Raw genomic sequence first — 17,184 nt, forward strand, 5'->3', positions numbered from 1 at the left:
ATGTAGTGCCAGTACGGATCCAGGACGTCGGTCGCCTGCGCGCTGCCGATCCAACCCATGCACAGCAGCGCCACCGCCACCGACCACATCATGGCGATCGCTTTCGCCTTGGCTTGCGCCCATGGCGCCGCCAGCGCCCGCAGGCGCTTCCATCCACTTGACATTGCGTTCCTCCGAATGACCTTGCGTACCTTGACATGACCGCCGTCGTGCCCTCTTCGTGGGAGGGGATCGACTGCGGAGTGCGCGGATTAGACTGGAACGAAATGACCGCCGCAAGTGCGTGTCGCGGCTGGTGGACAGTTGTTGACAAACTGCCAAGCCTCACGGCGCGAATTGTGCAGATCCATCGCTATTCCATTGCGAGGCTCTTTCGGGTTTCGATCGGGGAAGACCTACCCGTTCAGATGCGGCAGCTTCTCGTACAAGGTCGCCCGCGAGATCCCCAGCAGCCGCGAGGCCGCGAGCTTGTTGCCGCCGGTCGCCGCGAGCGCCTCGCGGATCGCGCGGCATTCCAGTTCGGCGATCGCCTGCGGCAGTGACTTCGGCGTCGACACCCTCACGGGAACCGGCAACGGTTCCAGCGCCGCCTCGATCGCCAACCCACCGCTGTCCTGCGCCGCCACGTGCCTGAAATGCCGCGCGCTGAGCGTCATGTCATCGGTCATCAGCGTCGCCTGCTCCAGCACGTTGCGCAGCTCGCGGATGTTGCCCGGCCAGCGGTGTCGCGCCAGCAGCGCCAGCGCATCCGGCTCCAGGCTCTTGTGCGGCAGCCCGCTGCGCCGCGCGATGTCATCGGCCAGCGCCTCGATCAAGGCCTCCAGGTCGGCCATGCGCTCGCGCAGCGCCGGCAGCCGGATCGGCAGCACGTTGAGCCGGTAGAACAGGTCGGCGCGAAAGCGCCCGTCGGCCACCATCGCCGGCAGGTCGCGACTGGTCGCCGCGATGATGCGCACGTCCACGCGCTGCACCGTGTTGCTGCCCAGCGGCTCCACCTCCTGCTCCTGCAGCACGCGCAGCAGCTTCGACTGCAGCGCGAGCGGCATGTCGCCGATCTCGTCCAGGAACAGCGTGCCGCCATCGGCCAGCTTGAACTTGCCGTCGCGGCCCTTGCGATCTGCGCCGGTGTACGCGCCGGGCGCGACGCCGAAGAACTCCGCCTCGAGCAGGCTGTCGGGCACCGCGGCGATGTTGACACCGACGAACGCGCGCGAGGCCCGCGTGCTCGCCGCATGGATCGCATGCGCGAGCAGCTCCTTGCCGGTGCCGGTCTCGCCCAGCAGCAGCACCGTGCTGTCGGTCTGCGCCACGCGCCGCGCCTGCCGCTTGACCTCCATCGCCTGCGGGCTCGCGCCGATGAAGCTCGCCACCGTGAACTTCGGCCGGCGCTGCGCGGCGAGCTGCCGGCGCGCATCGTCCAGCTCGCGCTGCAGGTGACTGAACTTCGTGATCAGCGGCTGCATCGTCGTCTCGGGGTGGTCGAGCAGCACCATGCCCATCGCACCGATCACCTCGCCGCGCTCGTCGCGCAGCGGCAGCCGGCTCACGAGGAAGGTGCCGGCCTGGTTGGTCAGCAGGTCCACCAGCATCGGCTGGCCGCTGTCGATCACGTGCGCCATCAGCGTGTTCGGCACCACCTCCTCGACCAGCCGGCCGACGAAGTCGTCCTCCGCATGGCCGAGCGCCGGCAGGAATCGCTTGTAGCCCTCGCTGATCCACACGATGCGGTGCCGGCGATCGACCACCAGCATGCCCATCGCAGTGCGCGCGAGCGTGTCGAACATGCTGCGCGCGGCCAGCTTCAGCAGCGCGTCGGCATCGGCCGGCAAGGTCGGCGGCGTCGGGAATTCAGGGGTGTCTGGCACGCGGACACTGTAGCGAGCACACCGCGCCGCGCACTCAGGGTTTGTCTTTGTCGCAGCCCCTCTTGTAATTATGAATTACTGGATTTAGAGTCATCCGAACCGCCGCACCGTGGCGGCCCACCGGTGAGAACCCCATGGTCGACCCGACACCTCTGCGCCCAGCATCGCTTCACGAAGAAGTGGCCGCTCGCCTGCGCAACATGGTGTTCGAGCGCCAGCTGGCGCCCGGCCAGTGGATCGACGAGCTCGCACTGGCCAGCGACTGGAAGATCAGCCGCACGCCGCTGCGTGAAGCGCTGAAGGTGCTGGCCGCCGAAGGGCTGGTCGAATTGGTGCCGCGCCAGGGCTGCAAGGTGACCGAGCTGTCGGAGGACGATGCCGACGAGCTGTTCCCGGTGATGGCGCTGCTCGAAGGCCGCTGCGCGTTCGAGGCGGTGCGCAAGGCGACGCCCGCCGACATCAGGCTGCTGCAGCGCCTGCATGCGGCGCTCGAGAAGCACGCCGCGGCGCACAACATCGACGGCTACTACCGCGCGAACCACGATTTCCACAGCACCGTGCAGGCACTGGCCGCCAACCGCTGGCTCGACCGCGCCACCACCGACCTGCGCCGCTTCGTGCGGCTGCTGCGCGGGCGCCAGCTGAACTGGCCGGGGCGCATCGACGAATCGATCGGCGAGCACCGCCGCCTGATCGAGGCCATCGAGCAGCGCGACGCCGCGCGCGCCGAGCAGCTGATGCACGACCACCTGCTGGCCCAGCTCGCCGCGCTGAAGGCGCTGCGCGCCCATGAAGCGGCCCAGGAAGCCTCCATCGACCAGGGACAACACCATGCTTGAAGGCCTGAAGAACGCCGCCCGCCGCGCCGGCAACGACCGCGCGCTGCGCAGCCTGATGCTCGACTGCCGCCGCCTGCTCTCCGAGCGCGGCGAGGCCAACAGCGTCGCGATCGCGAGCGGCCTGGTGGCCCGCTTCAGCGGCCTGCCCGACGACCAGCAGGCCGGCTTCTTCGAGCGCCTGTCGCGCGATTTCAGCCCCGACCCGAAGGCGGTGCTGTCGGTGGCGCAGGCCTATGCCGACGAGCCCTCGGCCGACAACCTGATCCGCCTGACCCACCTCGCCGAGCCGCCACGCCAGGAGCTCTTGCGCCGCATCAACCGCACGCCGGGCGGCACCGCGCACATCGTCGCGATGCGCCGCAAGCTGCTCGCCCGCGTGAAGGCGCAGCCCGAGCTGCGCGCGCTGGAGGCCGATTTCCTGCACCTGCTGTCGTCGTGGTTCAACCCCGGCTTCCTGCAGATGCAGAAGGTCGACTGGCGCTCGCCCGCGCAGCTGCTGGAGCAGATCATCCACCACGAGGCGGTGCACGAGATCGACGGCTGGGACGACCTGCGCCGGCGGCTGCAGCCCGATCGCCGCTGCTTCGCGTTCTTCCACCCTCAGCTGCCCGACGAGCCGCTGATCTTCGTCGAGGTGGCTCTGCTGCCCGAGATGCCGGGCGCGATCGCGCCGCTGATCGACAAGAACTCGCAGCCGCTGCCGCCGGACCAGTTCAAGGTGGCGGCGTTCTACTCGATCAGCAACTGCCAGCCGGGGCTGAAGGGCGTGTCGCTCGGCAACTTCCTGATCAAGCGCGTGGCCGAGCAGCTCAAGCGCGAGCTGCCGCAGCTCAAGACCTTCTGCACGCTGTCGCCGATCCCCGGCTTCGCCACCTGGCTGACGGCCCGCAGCGACCTGGCCGCGCTGCCCGGCCTGAAGCGCGGCGAGGCCGAGCGGCTGGTGCAGGCGCGCGAGCTGCTCGACGAAGCGAGCGGCGGCGACCTGGCCACGCTCGCCACCGCCGCCACGCTGCAAGGCCTGGCCGAGGCCGAACGCGAGGCGCTGGCCCGCCTGTGCGCCGCCTACCTGGTGCACGTGTCGACCACGCCGGGCGGCGATGCGGTGGCGCGTTTCCACCTCGACAACGGCGCGCGGCTCGAACGGCTCAATCCTTCGGGTAACCTCTCGCGCAAAGGACTCAAGCAATCGTTCGGGATGATGGTCAACTACCTCTACGACCTGCAGAAGGTCGAGACCAGCCACGAGAAATTCACCCAGGGCGACGTGGCGCATTCGCGCGCCGTGGCCGCCCTGCTGTAGGAAGGCAAGCGCTTCCGCACCCAACGGGCCGAGCGCGGCCCGCCCTGCTCCACACTCAACGACCGGGAGACACCATGAGCTTCGATTCACGACGCGCGCCGACACGACGAGACGTTCTTCGCACCGGCGCCGCCGCGGCGGCCACGCTGGCCGTGCCGTTCGCCGGCGCACAGAGCGGCGGCTGGCCGAGCAAGCCGGTCACGATCGTCGTGCCGTTCCCGGCGGGCGGTGGCACCGATGCGTTCGCGCGCCCGCTGTTCGGGCTGATGAGCAAGAACGCCGGCAAGCAGTTCCTGATCGACAACAAGGGCGGTGCGGGCGGCAACGTCGGCGCCACCGTCGCGTCGCATGCGGCGCCCGACGGCTACACCTTCTTCATGGGCGCGGTGCACCACGCGATCGCCCCGTYGATGTACCCGAAGCTCGACTACAACATCGAGACCGACTTCATCCCGGTGGGCCTGATCTCCAGCGTGCCGCAGGTGATCGTGGTCAACCCGCAGCGCGTGCCGGTCACCGACCTGAAGGGCCTGCTGGAGTACGCCCGCAAGAACCCCGGCAAGCTGAACTACGGCTCGGCCGGCAACGGCACCTCGCACCACCTGGCCGGCGAGCTGTTCAAGCTGCAGACCAAGACCTTCATCACCCACATCCCGTACCGCGGGGCGGGCCCGGCGCTGCAGGACCTGATCGCCGGCCAGGTCGACATGATGTTCGACGGCCTCGGTTCGTCAGCCAACCACATCAAGGGCGGGCGCATCAAGGCGCTGGCCGTCGCCTCCGAGCGCCGCGCACCGGGCTTCGCCGACGTGCCGACCTCGGCCGAGGCCGGCCTGCCCACCTACCAGGTCGCCACCTGGTACGGCCTGTGGGCGCCGAAGAACACGCCGAAGGAGATCGTCGAGGCGATGCGCGCCGAGATGAAGAAGGCGCTCACCTCCGACGACCTCGTGAAGGCCTGGAACGGCCTCGGTGCCGAGACGCCCAACCTGTACGGCGACGCGTTCGGCAAGTTCGTCAACGGCGAGATCAAGCGCTGGGCCGACGTCGTCAAGGCCTCCGGCGCAAAACTTGATTGACGAGGCGCGCGTGCCCGGTTCCATCACGCTGAGCCATGACGAACCCGGCATCGCCCGGGTCGTCATCGCCCACCCCGGCAAGCACAACGCGATCGACATCGCGATGTGGCAGGCGCTGCGCGACGTGTTCGTGCGGCTGCAGGCGCAGGATGCGGCGGATGCGCCGCATGCGGTGATCGTCTGCGGGGCCGACGGGCAGTTCGCGTCCGGCGGCGACATCGGCGAGTTCGCGCAGTTCCGCTTCGACGAGCAGCGGCTGCACGATTTCCACGAGCACACCGTCGCGCCCGCGCTGCAGGCGCTGCTCGACTGCGACATCCCGGTGATCGCGCAGATCGAGGGCGCCTGCGTCGGCGGCGGGCTCGAGATCGCCGCCTGCTGCGACATCCGCATCGCCGGCATGGGCAGCCGCTTCGGCGCACCGATCGCGAAGCTCGGCTTCCCGATGGCACCGGGCGAGCTGCAGCTGCTGGCGCGCGTGGTGCCCGCGCCCACCTTGCGCGAGATGCTGCTCGAGGCGCGCCTGGTCGATGCCTCGCTTGCGCTGCAGCGCGGCCTGGTGCATGCGGTGGTGGCCGACGAACAGGTCGCGCCGCACACGCTGCAGCGCGCGCGTGCGCTCGCGGCGCTGTCGCCGCAGGCCGCGCGCATCAACAAGCGCACGCTGCGCCAGCTGGCCGCCGGCGGGCCGAGCGCCGACGAGCGCCGCGCGCACTACGGCTATGCCGACAGCCCCCAACACCGTGAAGGCATCCAGGCCTTCATCGAGAAGCGCCCGCCGCATTTCCAGCGCGGTTGAAGCGCGGTTGAAGATACCCGAGGAGGTTCGATGAGTAGTGAAAACCTGTTCGCCGCGTTGCGCGCGGCCTTTCCCGCCGACCTCGACGCGACCGCGATCGAGGTGGCCGACGGCGACGCGCCGCTCAGCTACAGCTGGCGCGACCTCGAGCGCGCGACCGCGATGCTCGCGAACCTGCTCGAATCGCTGGAGCTGCCGGCCGGCAGCCGCGTCGCGGTGCAGACCGAGAAGTCGGTCGAGGGCTTGATGCTGTACCTCGCGGTGCTGCGTGCCGGCTTCGTCTACCTGCCGCTGAACACCGCCTACCAGGCCGCCGAGATCGAGTACTTCATCGGCAATGCCGAGCCGGCGGTGGTGGTGTGCGCGCCGAAGCACTTCGGCTGGGTCAGCAAGATCGCCTTCAAGGCGGGCACGCGCCATGTGTTCACGCTCGGCGACGACCGCACCGRCAGCCTGCTGGAGCGCGCCTCGCACCAGAGCGACCGGCATGAGCCGGCGGTGCGCGGCGCCGACGACCTGGCGGCCATCCTSTACACCAGYGGCACCACCGGCCGCAGCAAGGGCGCSATGCTKWCGCACGGMAACATGYTGAGCAATGCGCGCACGCTGAAGGCGTACTGGGGATGGAAGCCGGGCGACGTGCTGGTGCATGCGCTGCCGATCTTCCACGTGCATGGGCTGTTCGTCGCGATCCACGGTGCGTTGCTGAACGGCAGCAAGATGATCTGGCTCGCGAAGTTCGACCCGAAGCGCGTGCTGGCCGCGCTGCCGCAGGCAACGGTGTTCATGGGCGTGCCGACGCTGTACGTGCGGCTGCTCGCCGAGCCCGGGCTCACGCACGCGGCCTGCAGCAACATGCGGCTGTTCGTCGCCGGTTCGGCACCGCTGCTGCCCGAGACCTTCAACGCCTGGCGCGAGCGCACCGGGCAGGCCATCCTCGAGCGCTACGGCATGAGCGAGACGGTGATGCTGACCTCGAACCCGTACGACCCGGCCGACGGCGAGCGCCGCGCCGGCACGGTGGGCTTCCCGCTGCCGGGCGTGCAGCTGCGGGTGCGCGACGAAGGCCGCGATGGAGGTCAAGACTGCGCGCGCGGCGAGATCGGCGGCATCGAGGTGAAGGGCCCGAACGTGTTCGCCGGCTACTGGCGCATGCCGGAGAAGACGAAGGAAGAGTTCACCGCCGACGGCTGGTTCAAGACCGGCGACGTCGGCCGCATCGACGAACGCGGTTACGTGTGCATCGTCGGGCGCAGCAAGGACCTGATCATCAGCGGCGGCTACAACGTCTACCCGGCCGAGATCGAGGGCTACATCAACGACATGCCGGGCGTGGCCGAGAGCGCGGTGGTCGGCGTGCCGCATCCGGACTTCGGCGAGGCGGTGGTGGCGGTGGTGGTGCCGCGCGCCGGCGCGCAGCTCGAAGGGGCCGCGATCGCGGCGGCCCTGAAGGCGCAGATCGCGAACTTCAAGGTGCCCAAGCTGGTCGAGCTGGTGCAGGAATTGCCTCGCAACACGATGGGCAAGGTGCAGAAGAACCTGCTGCGCGAGAGGCACAAGGGGCTGTTCGCCGCGGGTTGACGCTGCCGCGCGCGGCGTAAGCGAATGCGTCGCCTGTGAGGGCGCGCAACGCGATTGACATGCTGCGGCACCCCGTGGGCGCGAATGGTCGCCTGCCTGGGTAGCGCCTCCCCCGTCCTACGGGGAACAGCGGGTGTTGCAGCGGGTGGCAGGGCCCTTGCAGGGTTTTCGGCTCGTGCCCATCGGAAAAGCCGCCATGTCCGCCTCGAACCTCGCCCGCACCGCCCTTGCCGCCGCGCTGGCCGCGACCGCCTTCGCCGCGCACGCGGACTACGACCCCGTGGTCGGCAAGCTGCTGTTCGAGGACACGATGAACCAGACGGGCCGCTCGTTCACCGGCAACTGCACCAGCTGCCACACGAACGTGCAGAACCGCCGCGACCAGATCAGCTTCACGACCACCGGCCAGCACAACCAGTTCGCCGCGATCGATGCCGAGACGGCGCTGAACCGCCTCGGCTATGCGCTGAACAACTTCAGCCAGATGAAGCAGTTCCAGGTGCTCGAGGTCGACCAGATGACCGACCTCGCCGCCTACCTCGCCGACACGCCGAAGACCAGCGAGACCGAGCTGAGCTTCTCGGCCAGCGCGGTGAACACCCCGACCGTGTCGCAGAACCTGGACCTGGCCAACGGCAAGACCTTCGGGCAGGTCACGGTGGACAGCGTCGCGATCAGCGGAACCGGCGCGGCACGCTTCACGCTGAAGAGCGACACCTGCAGTGCGCAGAAACTCGCCAACGCGGCCACCTGCCGTGCGACGATCTCGTTCAGCGCCCCGGACACCGCGGGCTACAACGCAACGCTGACCATCACCATGCACCCCGGCACCTCCACCACCAAGTTCACGCGCACCGTCGCGCTGGCCGGTGCGGTCGGCGTGGTGACGCCGCCGCCGAGCGGCGGGAACGGCGGCGGCAGCAGCGGCGGCAGCAACAACAGCGACGAGGGCGGCGGTGCGCTCGGCTTCGCGTGGCTGGGTGGCCTCGCGCTGGCGACGGCGCTGTTGCGGCGGCAACGTGGACGCGCTGCCGGCTGACAGCGGCGACGACAGCCTCTGCCCGCGCTGCGAGCGGGCGTTCCATTGCGGCGTGAATGACGACCAGCCGTGCTGGTGCAGCCGCGTGGTGCTCAGCGCGGAAACGCTGGCGCGGCTTCGGTCGGCGTACGACCGGTGCCTGTGCGGCGATTGCCTGATCGAGATGTCTCAGGCTGCCGATCTCGACGCGCAGGTCGAGCGGAATCCCTCGCGTCAATAGCGATCCTTGCGGTCGCGATAGCCGTTCTTGCGCGCGCCTTTGGCGATGCCCGCCAACTCGGCAAGTTCGGGAACCGGCATCACGAGAACACCGTTGCCTTTGGGGATGAACACGAACTCCTGACCGGCTTGCCAGTTCTGCTTCTCACGCACGGCTTTCGGATTGGTGATCTGGAATTTGCTCGACAGGGTGGCGGTGGCGTTCATCCTTGTACCCCTCTCAGGCATCGATGAGACTGAGTGGCACCGGGCCGGAGGAAGTTCCTGCGCCGCAAACGCAAACGCGGGCCGTGTCGCCACGGCCCGCGCCTCGAATTCACGTCAACCGTGCGCGCTCAATCGCTCGCGTAGATGTCGACGTCCTTCGTCTCCTTGACGAACAGCATCCCCACCACGAAGGTGATCGACGCGAACACGATCGGGTACCACAGGCCGTTGTACATGTTCCCGGTCTGCGCCACGATCGCCAGGCCCGTCGCCGGCAGCAGGCCGCCGAACCAGCCGTTGCCGATGTGGTACGGCAGGCTCATCGAGGTGTAGCGGATGCGCGTCGGGAACATCTCCACCAGCATCGCGGCGATCGGGCCGTAGACCATCGTCACGTAGATCACCAGCACCGACAGGATCGCCACCAGCGTCCACCACTGGCCGCTCATGAAGGAGATCGGCTTGGCCTTGGCCGGGTAGCCGTGTTCCTTCAGGGCCGCCGCCACGTCCTTCTTGAAGGCGGCATCCTTGGCCTTGGCCTCGTCGGCCGGCAGCCCCTTCGACGAGAAGGATTCGATCGTCTTGTCGCCGATCGAGATCTTCGCCGGGCCGGTGCCGGCCACGTTGTCATAGCTCACCGAGCCTGCCGCCAGCACCTGCTTGGCGATGTCGCACGAGCTGGTGAACTTGGYCACGCCGGTCGGGTTGAACTGGAACGAGCACTCCGACGGGTCGGCCGTCACCGTGACCTTGGCGCTCTTCTGGGCCGCCGCGAGCTCGGGGTTGGCCGTCTCGGTCAGCGCCTTGAACAGCGGGAAGTAGGTCAGCGCCGCGATCAGGCAGCCGGCCATGATGATCGGCTTGCGGCCGATCTTGTCCGACAGCGTGCCGAACACGATGAAGAACGGCGTGCCGATCAGCAGCGCGGCGGCGATCAGCACGTTGGCCGTCGCCCCGTCGACCTTCAGCGCGCCCGTCAGGAAGAACAGCGCGTAGAACTGGCCGGTGTACCAGACCACGGCCTGGCCCAYCGTCAGCCCGAYCAGYGCCAGGATCACGATCTTCAGGTTYTTCCACTGGCCGAACGACTCGGTCAGCGGTGCCTTCGAGGTCTTGCCCTCTTCCTTCATCTTCTTGAAGGCCGGCGATTCGTTCATCGACAGGCGGATCCACACGCTGACGGCCAGCAGCAGGATCGAGACCAGGAACGGAATGCGCCAGCCCCAGTCGGCGAACGCTTCCTCACCGATCCAGGTGCGCGTGCCCAGGATCACCAGCAGCGACAGGAACAGACCGAGCGTCGCCGTGGTCTGGATCCACGAGGTGAAGGCCCCGCGCTTGCCGTGCGGCGCATGCTCGGCCACGTAGGTGGCGGCACCGCCGTACTCGCCGCCGAGCGCCAGGCCCTGCAGCAKSCGCAGSSCGATCAGGATCACCGGSGCSGCGACGCCGATSGAYGCGTAGSTSGGCARCASGCCGACGATGAAGGTCGACAGRCCCATGATCAGGATCGTSACCAGGAAGGTGTACTTGCGSCCGATCATGTCGCCSAGCCGCCCGAACACCAGCGCGCCGAACGGCCGCACGATGAAGCCGGCCGCGAACGCGAGCAGCGAGAAGATGACCTGCGAAGCCGGGTCGAGGTTGGAGAAGAACTGCTTGCCGATGATGGCGGCCAGCGTGCCGTACAGGTAGAAGTCGTACCACTCGAACACGGTGCCGAGGCTGGACGCGAAGATGACCTTGCGCTCCTCCGCCGTCATCGGCGCCGCGGGGTTGCGTGCCGGTTTGGCCACTGCAGTTGCCATTGGAATGTCTCCTTGTCGTCAGGCTCCTTGCCGAACGGCAAGGCGTGCCGCATCTTCACGACGCCCTCTGACCCATCCCTGACGCCAAGCTGAACGCCGGCTGACAAGTTCAGTGACAACCCTGACGACTCGTTTCTCATCGTGAGAAACGAGGGATGACCCGACCTAGGGCTTACGCTGAATGCCCACCGGCTGCCGCGCCGCGTCGTCCCACGCGGGCCCGTCGAACCACGGATCGCCGGCCAGCCAGCCCTGCAGCAGCTCCAATCCATCGAGCCCCCAGAACAGCCGGCCGTCGACCTCGACCGTCGGCACCCCGAAGACGCCGAGCGACACCGCCTGTGCGGTCGCTGCCTTCAGCGCGGCCTTGACCTCGTCGCCCTGCGGATCGAGCGCCGGCTGCAGCCGCTGCGCGAGCGCCTCCAGCCGCTGCGGATCGTTCGCGTCCGCGCCGCCGCGCCACACGTGGTGCATCAGCTGCTCGCAGACCCAGCGGTTCGGGGTCGCAAGCGGGCCGCGGCAGGCCAGGCCCAGGCGCAGGAGCGCGAGCGGGTTGAACGGATGCTGCGCCGGCATCTGCATCGGGATGCCGTGCCGGTGCGCCAGCCACGCCACCTGCCGGTAGGTCCAGTCGCGCTTCGGAGCGATCTCGGCCGGGCCCTTCTGCCCCCATTGCGACAACAGCCCGGCGAACAGCACCGGCTGGTACGCCACGGCGACGCCGTGCCCTTCCAGCACCTGCGGCAGGCGCTCGAACGCCAGGTAGGCGTACGGCGAGATCACGTCGAACCAGAACCGGAGTTGCTTCATCGCGACCGCTCCTCATCGACGACCGGCACGGCCGCCTTGCGCAGCGCGATCGCCTGCCAGACCTGCCGCTTGCCGTCGTCGTCCATCTTCGACCACGCCGCGATCTCGTCGATCGTGCGCCAGCAGCCGGCGCACAGGCCGCTGGCCGCCTCCATCCGGCAGACGTTCACGCAGGGGCTTGCCACGGCGGCCGCTTCGTCCATCAGGTGAGCACCAGTTCGGCGATGTCGTCCCACAGCGAGGCATCGATGCGACCGCGGACCTGCTTCACCTCGCGGTGCTGCTTGTCGAGGATGAACGAGGTCGGCGTCTGCGCCATCGCCCCGAAATCGTCGCGGTGCGTCGCATCGGCGCGCCACAGCATCGGGAACTGCTGCTTCATCGGCACGACGCGGTTCAGGATCGCGTCGTACTCGCGCACCGCCGCCAGGCTGCGGTCGAGGCTCACCGCGACCAGCTGGAACGGCTTGTCGCGCCACGCCTCGTAGTTCGCGCGCAGCTCGGGCATCTTGTCGCGGCACACCGGGCAGTCGGTGGACCAGAAGAACACCAGCACCGCCTTGCCCGCGTCCTGCGCCAGTTCGTAGCGACGCCCTTCCAGCGTGTTGCCGGCCAGCGCATGGCCCGGCGCCGCCGGCGCAGCGTGCAGCGGCACGGCATGGCCGAGTGCGGCCAGCGCAGCGGTCGACAGGAAGGAACGGCGATCGAGGCGGGAGGTCATGGCGCAGCCTGCAGAAGTGGAGCTGTGCATTGGTCGCCAGGGCCGGACGGGCATTACGTGAAGTCGATCACATCAGGTCACGTCGGCTACCGGCGCCTGCGTCAGCGCCTGCAGCTCGGCCGGGCTCAGCCTGAACACGCCCTTCGGGTGCCCGGCCGCCGCCCAGATCTCGTCGAAGCGGAGCAGCTCGCGGTCGATCAGCGTGACCGGCRCATTCGCATGGCCGACCGGCGACACCCCGCCGATCGTGAAGCCGGTGCGCGCCTTCACGAAATCGGCATCGGCGCGGCCGAGCGGGCCGGCCAGCGCCGCCACCTTCTTCTCGTCGACGCGGCGGTCGCCCGAGGTCACGACCAGCACCGCGACATCGTCGGCGCGGCGCCGGAAGATCACGCTCTTCGCGATCTGGCCGAGCTGCACGCCCAGCGCATCGGCCGCCTCCTGCGCGGTGCGCGCATTCACCTCGAGCAGGATCGGCGCATGCGGATGGCCCAGCGTGCCCAGCACCGCGCTGACGTGGCGGAAGCCTTCGGGCAGGTCCTGCAGATCCTGAATCAGCGTTGTCTCGCTCATGCCTTCGCCTCCGCCGCAGCCGCCCGCTTCGCCAGCAGCGCCTTGCCCGCGCGCGACACCGGCGCGCGGCCCAGCACCTGCGAGATGTAGTTGCCGGCATCGACCAGCGCGTTCAGGTCGATCCCGGTGTCAATGCCCAGCCCGTCCAGCATGAACAGCACGTCCTCGGTCGCGACGTTGCCGGTCGCGCCCTTGGCATACGGGCAGCCGCCCAGGCCGGCCACGCTGGCATCGAAGGTGTGCACGCCCAACTCGAGGCTCGCGTAGATGTTGGCCAGCGCCTGCCCGTAGGTGTCGTGGAAATGCCCGCTCACCTCCACCAGCGGGTAGTGGCGCAGCGCGCGCTCCAGCGCCGCCTGCACCCGCTTCGGCGTGCCGACGCCGATGGTGTCGGCCACGCCGCAGTGGTCGACGCCGATGCCGCGCATCAGCCGCACGACGCGCTCGACCTCATCGGGGCTGACCTCGCCCTGGTACGGGCAGCCGAGCGCGCACGAGATCGCCCCGCGCACCTTGATGCCGTTCGCATGTGCCGCCTCGACCACCGGGCGGAAGCGTTCGATGCTCTCGTCGATGCTGCAGTTGATGTTGCGCTGGCTGAAGGCCTCGCTGGCGGCCGCGAACACGACGATCTCGTCGGGCCGGGTCACGAGCGCAGCCTCGAAGCCGCGCAGGTTCGGCGTCAGCACCGAGTAGCGCACGCCCGGCTTGCGCTGCAGCCCGGCCATCACCTCGGCGTTGTCGGCCATCTGCGGCACCCATTTGGGGCTCACGAAGCTGGTGACCTCGATCTCGCGCAGCCCGGCCGCCTGCAGCCGGTGCACCAGTTCGATCTTGTGCGCAGCGTCGACCTGCTTCGCTTCGTTCTGCAGTCCATCGCGTGGACTGACATCGACCAGCGTGACGTGGGTTGGAATCATGACTTAAGTCTCGATGGGAAGGTCCGCGAGGGGCACCCCCCCTTTGTCCGGGGATGGCGAGCCGAGCGGGGCCTGTCGAAGATACCTGAACTGACTGGAGCATGTCGTGTCCACACCCGCCGAACTTCGCATCGCCACCCGAATCCATTTCGGCCTGAAGCAATGGCTCGGGGAAGGCATCGACGTCGAGGTGATGCTGCGGCAGCCCGAGGAAGCCCGCGAGATCCTCTTCGTGTGCCAGGCCTCCGGCCAACCCGAACTGGAATCGCTGGCACGGCAGTGGGCCGTTGCCCGGCCCGAGGCGAAGAAGGCGTCCCGCCCGCGTGTCGTGCCGGACAGGCCTGTGCCGACATCCCCCCCGAAAGCGTCCACCAAGCCCGCCGCACCGCGCGCCGCGGCGAAGCAGGACCTGGCCTGGGCCCAGGACACCAGCGGCTTCGGCATCACGCAACCGGCCGAGCTGGAGCCGGCGCAGCCGGAAACCACCGGCGCGAGCTGGCACAAGCCGTCGAGCTGGCTGCGCCTGGGGTCCGGCCGCCACTGAGGCCGCCCTGAGGTCATCAGGCCGGGGCGCGCAAGCGCAGCAGTTCGCCACCCTCGCCCACCTGATCGCCCGCTGAATACAGCAGCTCCTCCACCGTGCCGTCGCGCGGCGCGGTGATCGTGTGCTCCATCTTCATCGCCTCCAGCACCGCGAGCGGCTGGCCCTGCTTGACGCTGTCGCCGGGCTTCGCGAGGAAGGCCACCACCTTGCCGGGCATCGGCGCGGTCAGCCGGCCGCCTTCGGCCGCGCCGTCACCGGCATGCGCCAGCAGGTCGACCTCGCTGGCGAGCGCCGAGCCCTCGGGCGCGAACACCGCGATGCGCTCGCCGACCGCGTAGACGGCCAGCACCCAGCGCCGGCCGCCGACCACCACCGCATGCCGATCCGCCGACAAGGCCTGCGCCTCGAACGCATGCCGTTCGGCACCGATCGCCAGCGTCATCGCGCCACGGTGGTTGCGCTCCAGCATCACCGTGTGGTGGGTGCCCTGCAGCTCGATGTCGAAGCGCCGCTGCGCGCCGCCGTGCAGCCGCCAGCCGTCGCGCCGCGACCACGGGTCGTCGGTCTGCAGCGCCGCCTCGGCCGCGATCGCATGCGCGACGACGCCGGCCGCGACGCACTCCAGCGGCAGCGGCGGCGCTTCGAACAGCGCCACGCGCTCGCGCTCGATCAGCGCGGTGTCGAGGTCGGCCTCTGCGAACGACCGGCTCGCCACGACCCGCCGCAGGAACGCGACATTGGTGTGCAGCCCGACGATGTGCGTCTGCGCGAGCGCTGCATCGAGCCGCGCCAGCGCCTGCGCGCGGTCGGCCCCCCAGACGATCAGCTTGGCGATCATCGAGTCGTAGTGCGGCGAGATCGCGTCGCCCTCGCGCACGCCGGCATCCAACCGCACGTCGGCGCGCTCGAACGCGGCGGCCGGCGGCGTGCGGAACACCTGCAGCGTGCCGGTGGCCGGCAGGAACTGCGCATCGGGGTTCTCGGCACACAGCCGCGCCTCGATCGCGTGGCCGTGGATGCGCAGCTGCTCCTGCGCCAGCGGCAGCGGCTCGCCGGCCGCGACGCGCAGCTGCCACTCCACCAGGTCCAGCCCGGTGATCGCCTCGGTCACCGGGTGCTCGACCTGCAGCCGGGTGTTCATCTCCATGAAGTAGAAGCGCAGGTCGCCGTCGGCCGAGGGCTCGGCGATGAACTCCACCGTGCCGGCCCCCACGTAGCCCACCGCCTGCGCCGCCGCCACGGCGGCCTGCCCCATCTCGCGCCGCCGTGCCTCGGTCATGCCGGGTGCCGGCGCCTCCTCGAGCACTTTCTGGTGGCGGCGCTGCACCGAGCAGTCGCGCTCGAACAGATAGACGCAGCGGCCGTGCGCATCGGCGAACACCTGGATCTCGATGTGGCGCGGACGGGTCACGTAGCGCTCGACCAGCACCGCGTCRTCGCCGAAGCTGTTGATGGCCTCGCGCTTGCACGACGCGAGCGCGTCCTGGAACTCGGCCGACGATGGCACCGCCCGCATGCCCTTGCCGCCGCCGCCGGCGCTGGCCTTGATCAGCACCGGGTAGCCGATGCGGTCGGCCTCGCGCTGCAGCAGCTGCGGATCCTGGTCGGCCCCGTGGTAGCCGGGCACCAGCGGCACGCCGGCCTCGGCCATCAGCCGCTTCGACTCGGCCTTCAGCCCCATCGCCTGGATGGCCGACGGCGGCGGGCCGATGAAGACCAGCCCGGCGTCGGCGCAGGCCTGCGCGAAGTCCTCGTTCTCGCTGAGGAAGCCGTAGCCGGGGTGGATGGCCTGCGCACCGGCGGCGTGCGCGGCCTCGATGATGCGGTCGCCGCGCAGGTAGCTTTCCTTCGGCGCGGGGCCGCCGATCAGCACCGCCTCGTCGCAGGCCTGCACGTGCTGCGCATGGGCATCGGCGTCGGAGTACACCGCCACGGTGCGGATGCCGAGCCGGCGCGCGGTGGCCGCGACGCGGCAGGCGATCTCGCCACGGTTGGCGATCAGGATCTTGGTGAACATCGTTGTCTCCGGGTTCAGGGCGTCCACACCACGTCGTTGTCGACCGCGTACAGCTTGCAGGGCTCGCCCTTGCGCTGGCAGAAGCCCAGCGCGCGGCCGATGGCCCAGTCGCCGCTGGCGGTGCCGGCCGCACCTTTCGGGCCGATGGCGTAGGCGCGCGGCAGCTTCGAGGCGAGGAACTTGCGGTAGTGGCCTTCGCGTGTCGCGGCATTCACCGGCACCTTGTCGATCTCGTCGATGGCCGCGAACGATGATGCGGGCGGACGCGCGATCACGCCCGGCGTGTCGAAGCCGAGCTTCGCGAGAAAGGCCTCGGCATACGGCACCCAGTGGTCCATGTCGAAGTTCAGTGCGCCGTGGCCGTTCTGGCCCGCCGCGGCCAGCGTGTGGAACTCGGCCTTGCCGCCGCCGGCGGTCCAGGCCTCGTGCCAGCGGCGCGGCACGTCCGGCCCCCAGTAGAGGTCGTTCTCCCAGTAGAGCCACAGCATCGGTGCCGTCGCACTGCGCGCCTGGTCCTTCCACAGGCTCTCGATCTGCTGCGGGCTGCAGGGATTGCGCGGGCGGCCGTCCGGATCGCCACCGCTGCCACCCGAGAAGTTGATCGCCCCCACCAGGCCGGGCGGGTGCCGCGACACGGTGGCGACCGCCGTCAGGCCGCCCGCCGACTGGCCCATCACGAGCCAGCGCGAGGTGTCGACGTAGGGCAGCGTCTTCGCGAACGCCAGCGTGGCCATCACCTGGTCGGCCACCGCGACGGCCATCGGCCCGGGACGCCGCGATTGGCAGGTGCCGGTGTCCTCCGGGTCGAAATCGCCATACGTGTCGGCATAGCCCACGCGGGTCGGCAGCAGCACCGCGAACCC

At 69.5% G+C, this 17,184-nt stretch carries 18 protein-coding genes; 8 read left to right on the plus strand and 10 right to left on the minus strand.

All coding sequences use genetic code 11. The features are described 5' to 3' along the window. Positions 1 to 395: 395 nt before the first annotated feature. A complete protein-coding gene (locus AC1D12_RS06695) occupies positions 396 to 1,865 on the minus strand; it encodes a sigma-54 interaction domain-containing protein (protein ID WP_477825807.1) in 1,470 nt (489 codons plus the stop codon). A gap of 134 nt (positions 1,866 to 1,999) precedes the next feature. On the opposite strand from AC1D12_RS06695, the gene AC1D12_RS06700 reads away from it, so the two are divergent. The 7 genes from AC1D12_RS06700 (at position 2,000) to AC1D12_RS06730 (ending at position 8,722) form a co-directional block, all read left to right on the plus strand. Then, complete coding sequence (locus tag AC1D12_RS06700) at positions 2,000 to 2,704, plus strand: GntR family transcriptional regulator (protein ID WP_477839498.1); 705 nt, start codon at positions 2,000 to 2,002, stop codon at positions 2,702 to 2,704. Beyond that, positions 2,697 to 4,004, plus strand: coding sequence for a malonyl-CoA decarboxylase (locus AC1D12_RS06705; RefSeq protein WP_465112683.1), 1,308 nt, complete (start codon positions 2,697 to 2,699; stop codon positions 4,002 to 4,004). The genes AC1D12_RS06700 and AC1D12_RS06705 overlap by 8 nt, the downstream gene beginning before the upstream one ends. A gap of 74 nt (positions 4,005 to 4,078) precedes the next feature. Next, a complete protein-coding gene (locus tag AC1D12_RS06710; protein ID WP_477839500.1) occupies positions 4,079 to 5,083 on the plus strand; it encodes a Bug family tripartite tricarboxylate transporter substrate binding protein in 1,005 nt (334 codons plus the stop codon). 10 nt (positions 5,084 to 5,093) lie between these two features. After that, positions 5,094 to 5,882, plus strand: a complete 789-nt coding sequence (locus AC1D12_RS06715; RefSeq protein WP_477826017.1) for an enoyl-CoA hydratase/isomerase family protein — start codon at positions 5,094 to 5,096, stop codon at positions 5,880 to 5,882. Between the two features lie 30 nt (positions 5,883 to 5,912). Next, on the plus strand, positions 5,913 to 7,463 hold the full coding sequence (locus tag AC1D12_RS06720; protein WP_477839502.1) for a malonate--CoA ligase: 1,551 nt from the start codon (positions 5,913 to 5,915) through the stop codon (positions 7,461 to 7,463). 196 nt (positions 7,464 to 7,659) lie between these two features. After that, entirely contained in the window at positions 7,660 to 8,502 is an 843-nt protein-coding gene (locus AC1D12_RS06725) for a hypothetical protein (RefSeq protein WP_477826019.1), read from the plus strand. Then, entirely contained in the window at positions 8,483 to 8,722 is a 240-nt protein-coding gene (locus AC1D12_RS06730) for a cysteine-rich CWC family protein (RefSeq protein WP_052212083.1), read from the plus strand. The genes AC1D12_RS06725 and AC1D12_RS06730 overlap by 20 nt, the downstream gene beginning before the upstream one ends. Here AC1D12_RS06730 and AC1D12_RS06735 read toward each other — a convergent pair. From AC1D12_RS06735 to AC1D12_RS06765, 7 genes are all read right to left on the minus strand, one after another. After that, positions 8,716 to 8,928 carry an AbrB/MazE/SpoVT family DNA-binding domain-containing protein gene (locus tag AC1D12_RS06735; RefSeq protein WP_477826020.1) on the minus strand — a complete coding sequence of 71 codons (213 nt, stop codon included), beginning with the start codon at positions 8,926 to 8,928 and terminating at the stop codon, positions 8,716 to 8,718. The two genes, AC1D12_RS06730 and AC1D12_RS06735, sit on opposite strands and share 7 nt — an antisense overlap. A gap of 128 nt (positions 8,929 to 9,056) precedes the next feature. Further along, positions 9,057 to 10,736, minus strand: coding sequence for an MFS transporter (locus AC1D12_RS06740; RefSeq protein ID WP_477839504.1), 1,680 nt, complete (start codon positions 10,734 to 10,736; stop codon positions 9,057 to 9,059). Positions 10,737 to 10,901: 165 nt separating this feature from the next. Further along, positions 10,902 to 11,546: a 2-hydroxychromene-2-carboxylate isomerase gene (locus tag AC1D12_RS06745; RefSeq protein ID WP_465112724.1), complete on the minus strand. Its 645-nt coding sequence runs from the start codon at positions 11,544 to 11,546 to the stop codon at positions 10,902 to 10,904. Continuing rightward, positions 11,543 to 11,749, minus strand: a complete 207-nt coding sequence (locus tag AC1D12_RS06750; RefSeq protein ID WP_477826355.1) for a DUF1289 domain-containing protein — start codon at positions 11,747 to 11,749, stop codon at positions 11,543 to 11,545. The genes AC1D12_RS06745 and AC1D12_RS06750 overlap by 4 nt, the downstream gene beginning before the upstream one ends. Beyond that, positions 11,749 to 12,267 (minus strand): TlpA family protein disulfide reductase, encoded by a 519-nt coding sequence (locus AC1D12_RS06755; protein ID WP_465112726.1) that lies wholly within the window; start codon positions 12,265 to 12,267, stop codon positions 11,749 to 11,751. The genes AC1D12_RS06750 and AC1D12_RS06755 overlap by 1 nt, the downstream gene beginning before the upstream one ends. Positions 12,268 to 12,339: 72 nt before the next feature. Further along, positions 12,340 to 12,840 carry a YbaK/EbsC family protein gene (locus AC1D12_RS06760; protein ID WP_477839507.1) on the minus strand — a complete coding sequence of 167 codons (501 nt, stop codon included), beginning with the start codon at positions 12,838 to 12,840 and terminating at the stop codon, positions 12,340 to 12,342. Next, the gene (locus tag AC1D12_RS06765; RefSeq protein ID WP_477826353.1) at positions 12,837 to 13,760 is read right to left on the minus strand and encodes a hydroxymethylglutaryl-CoA lyase; all 924 of its coding nucleotides are present in this window, start codon (positions 13,758 to 13,760) and stop codon (positions 12,837 to 12,839) included. Before AC1D12_RS06765 ends, AC1D12_RS06760 begins: the two co-directional genes overlap by 4 nt. Before the next feature lie 106 nt (positions 13,761 to 13,866). Between AC1D12_RS06765 and AC1D12_RS06770 the strand changes: the two genes are divergently transcribed. After that, positions 13,867 to 14,304 (plus strand): hypothetical protein, encoded by a 438-nt coding sequence (locus tag AC1D12_RS06770; RefSeq protein ID WP_477826352.1) that lies wholly within the window; start codon positions 13,867 to 13,869, stop codon positions 14,302 to 14,304. A gap of 16 nt (positions 14,305 to 14,320) precedes the next feature. On the opposite strand, the gene AC1D12_RS06775 is transcribed toward AC1D12_RS06770, so the two are convergent. Next, positions 14,321 to 16,321 (minus strand): acetyl/propionyl/methylcrotonyl-CoA carboxylase subunit alpha, encoded by a 2,001-nt coding sequence (locus AC1D12_RS06775; RefSeq protein ID WP_477839509.1) that lies wholly within the window; start codon positions 16,319 to 16,321, stop codon positions 14,321 to 14,323. Between the two features lie 14 nt (positions 16,322 to 16,335). Continuing rightward, a partial coding sequence (locus AC1D12_RS06780; protein ID WP_477839511.1) for a dienelactone hydrolase family protein occupies positions 16,336 to 17,184 on the minus strand: 849 nt, incomplete at its 5' end.

It is taken from the genome of Rhizobacter sp. P1_G5, assembly GCF_056405435.1.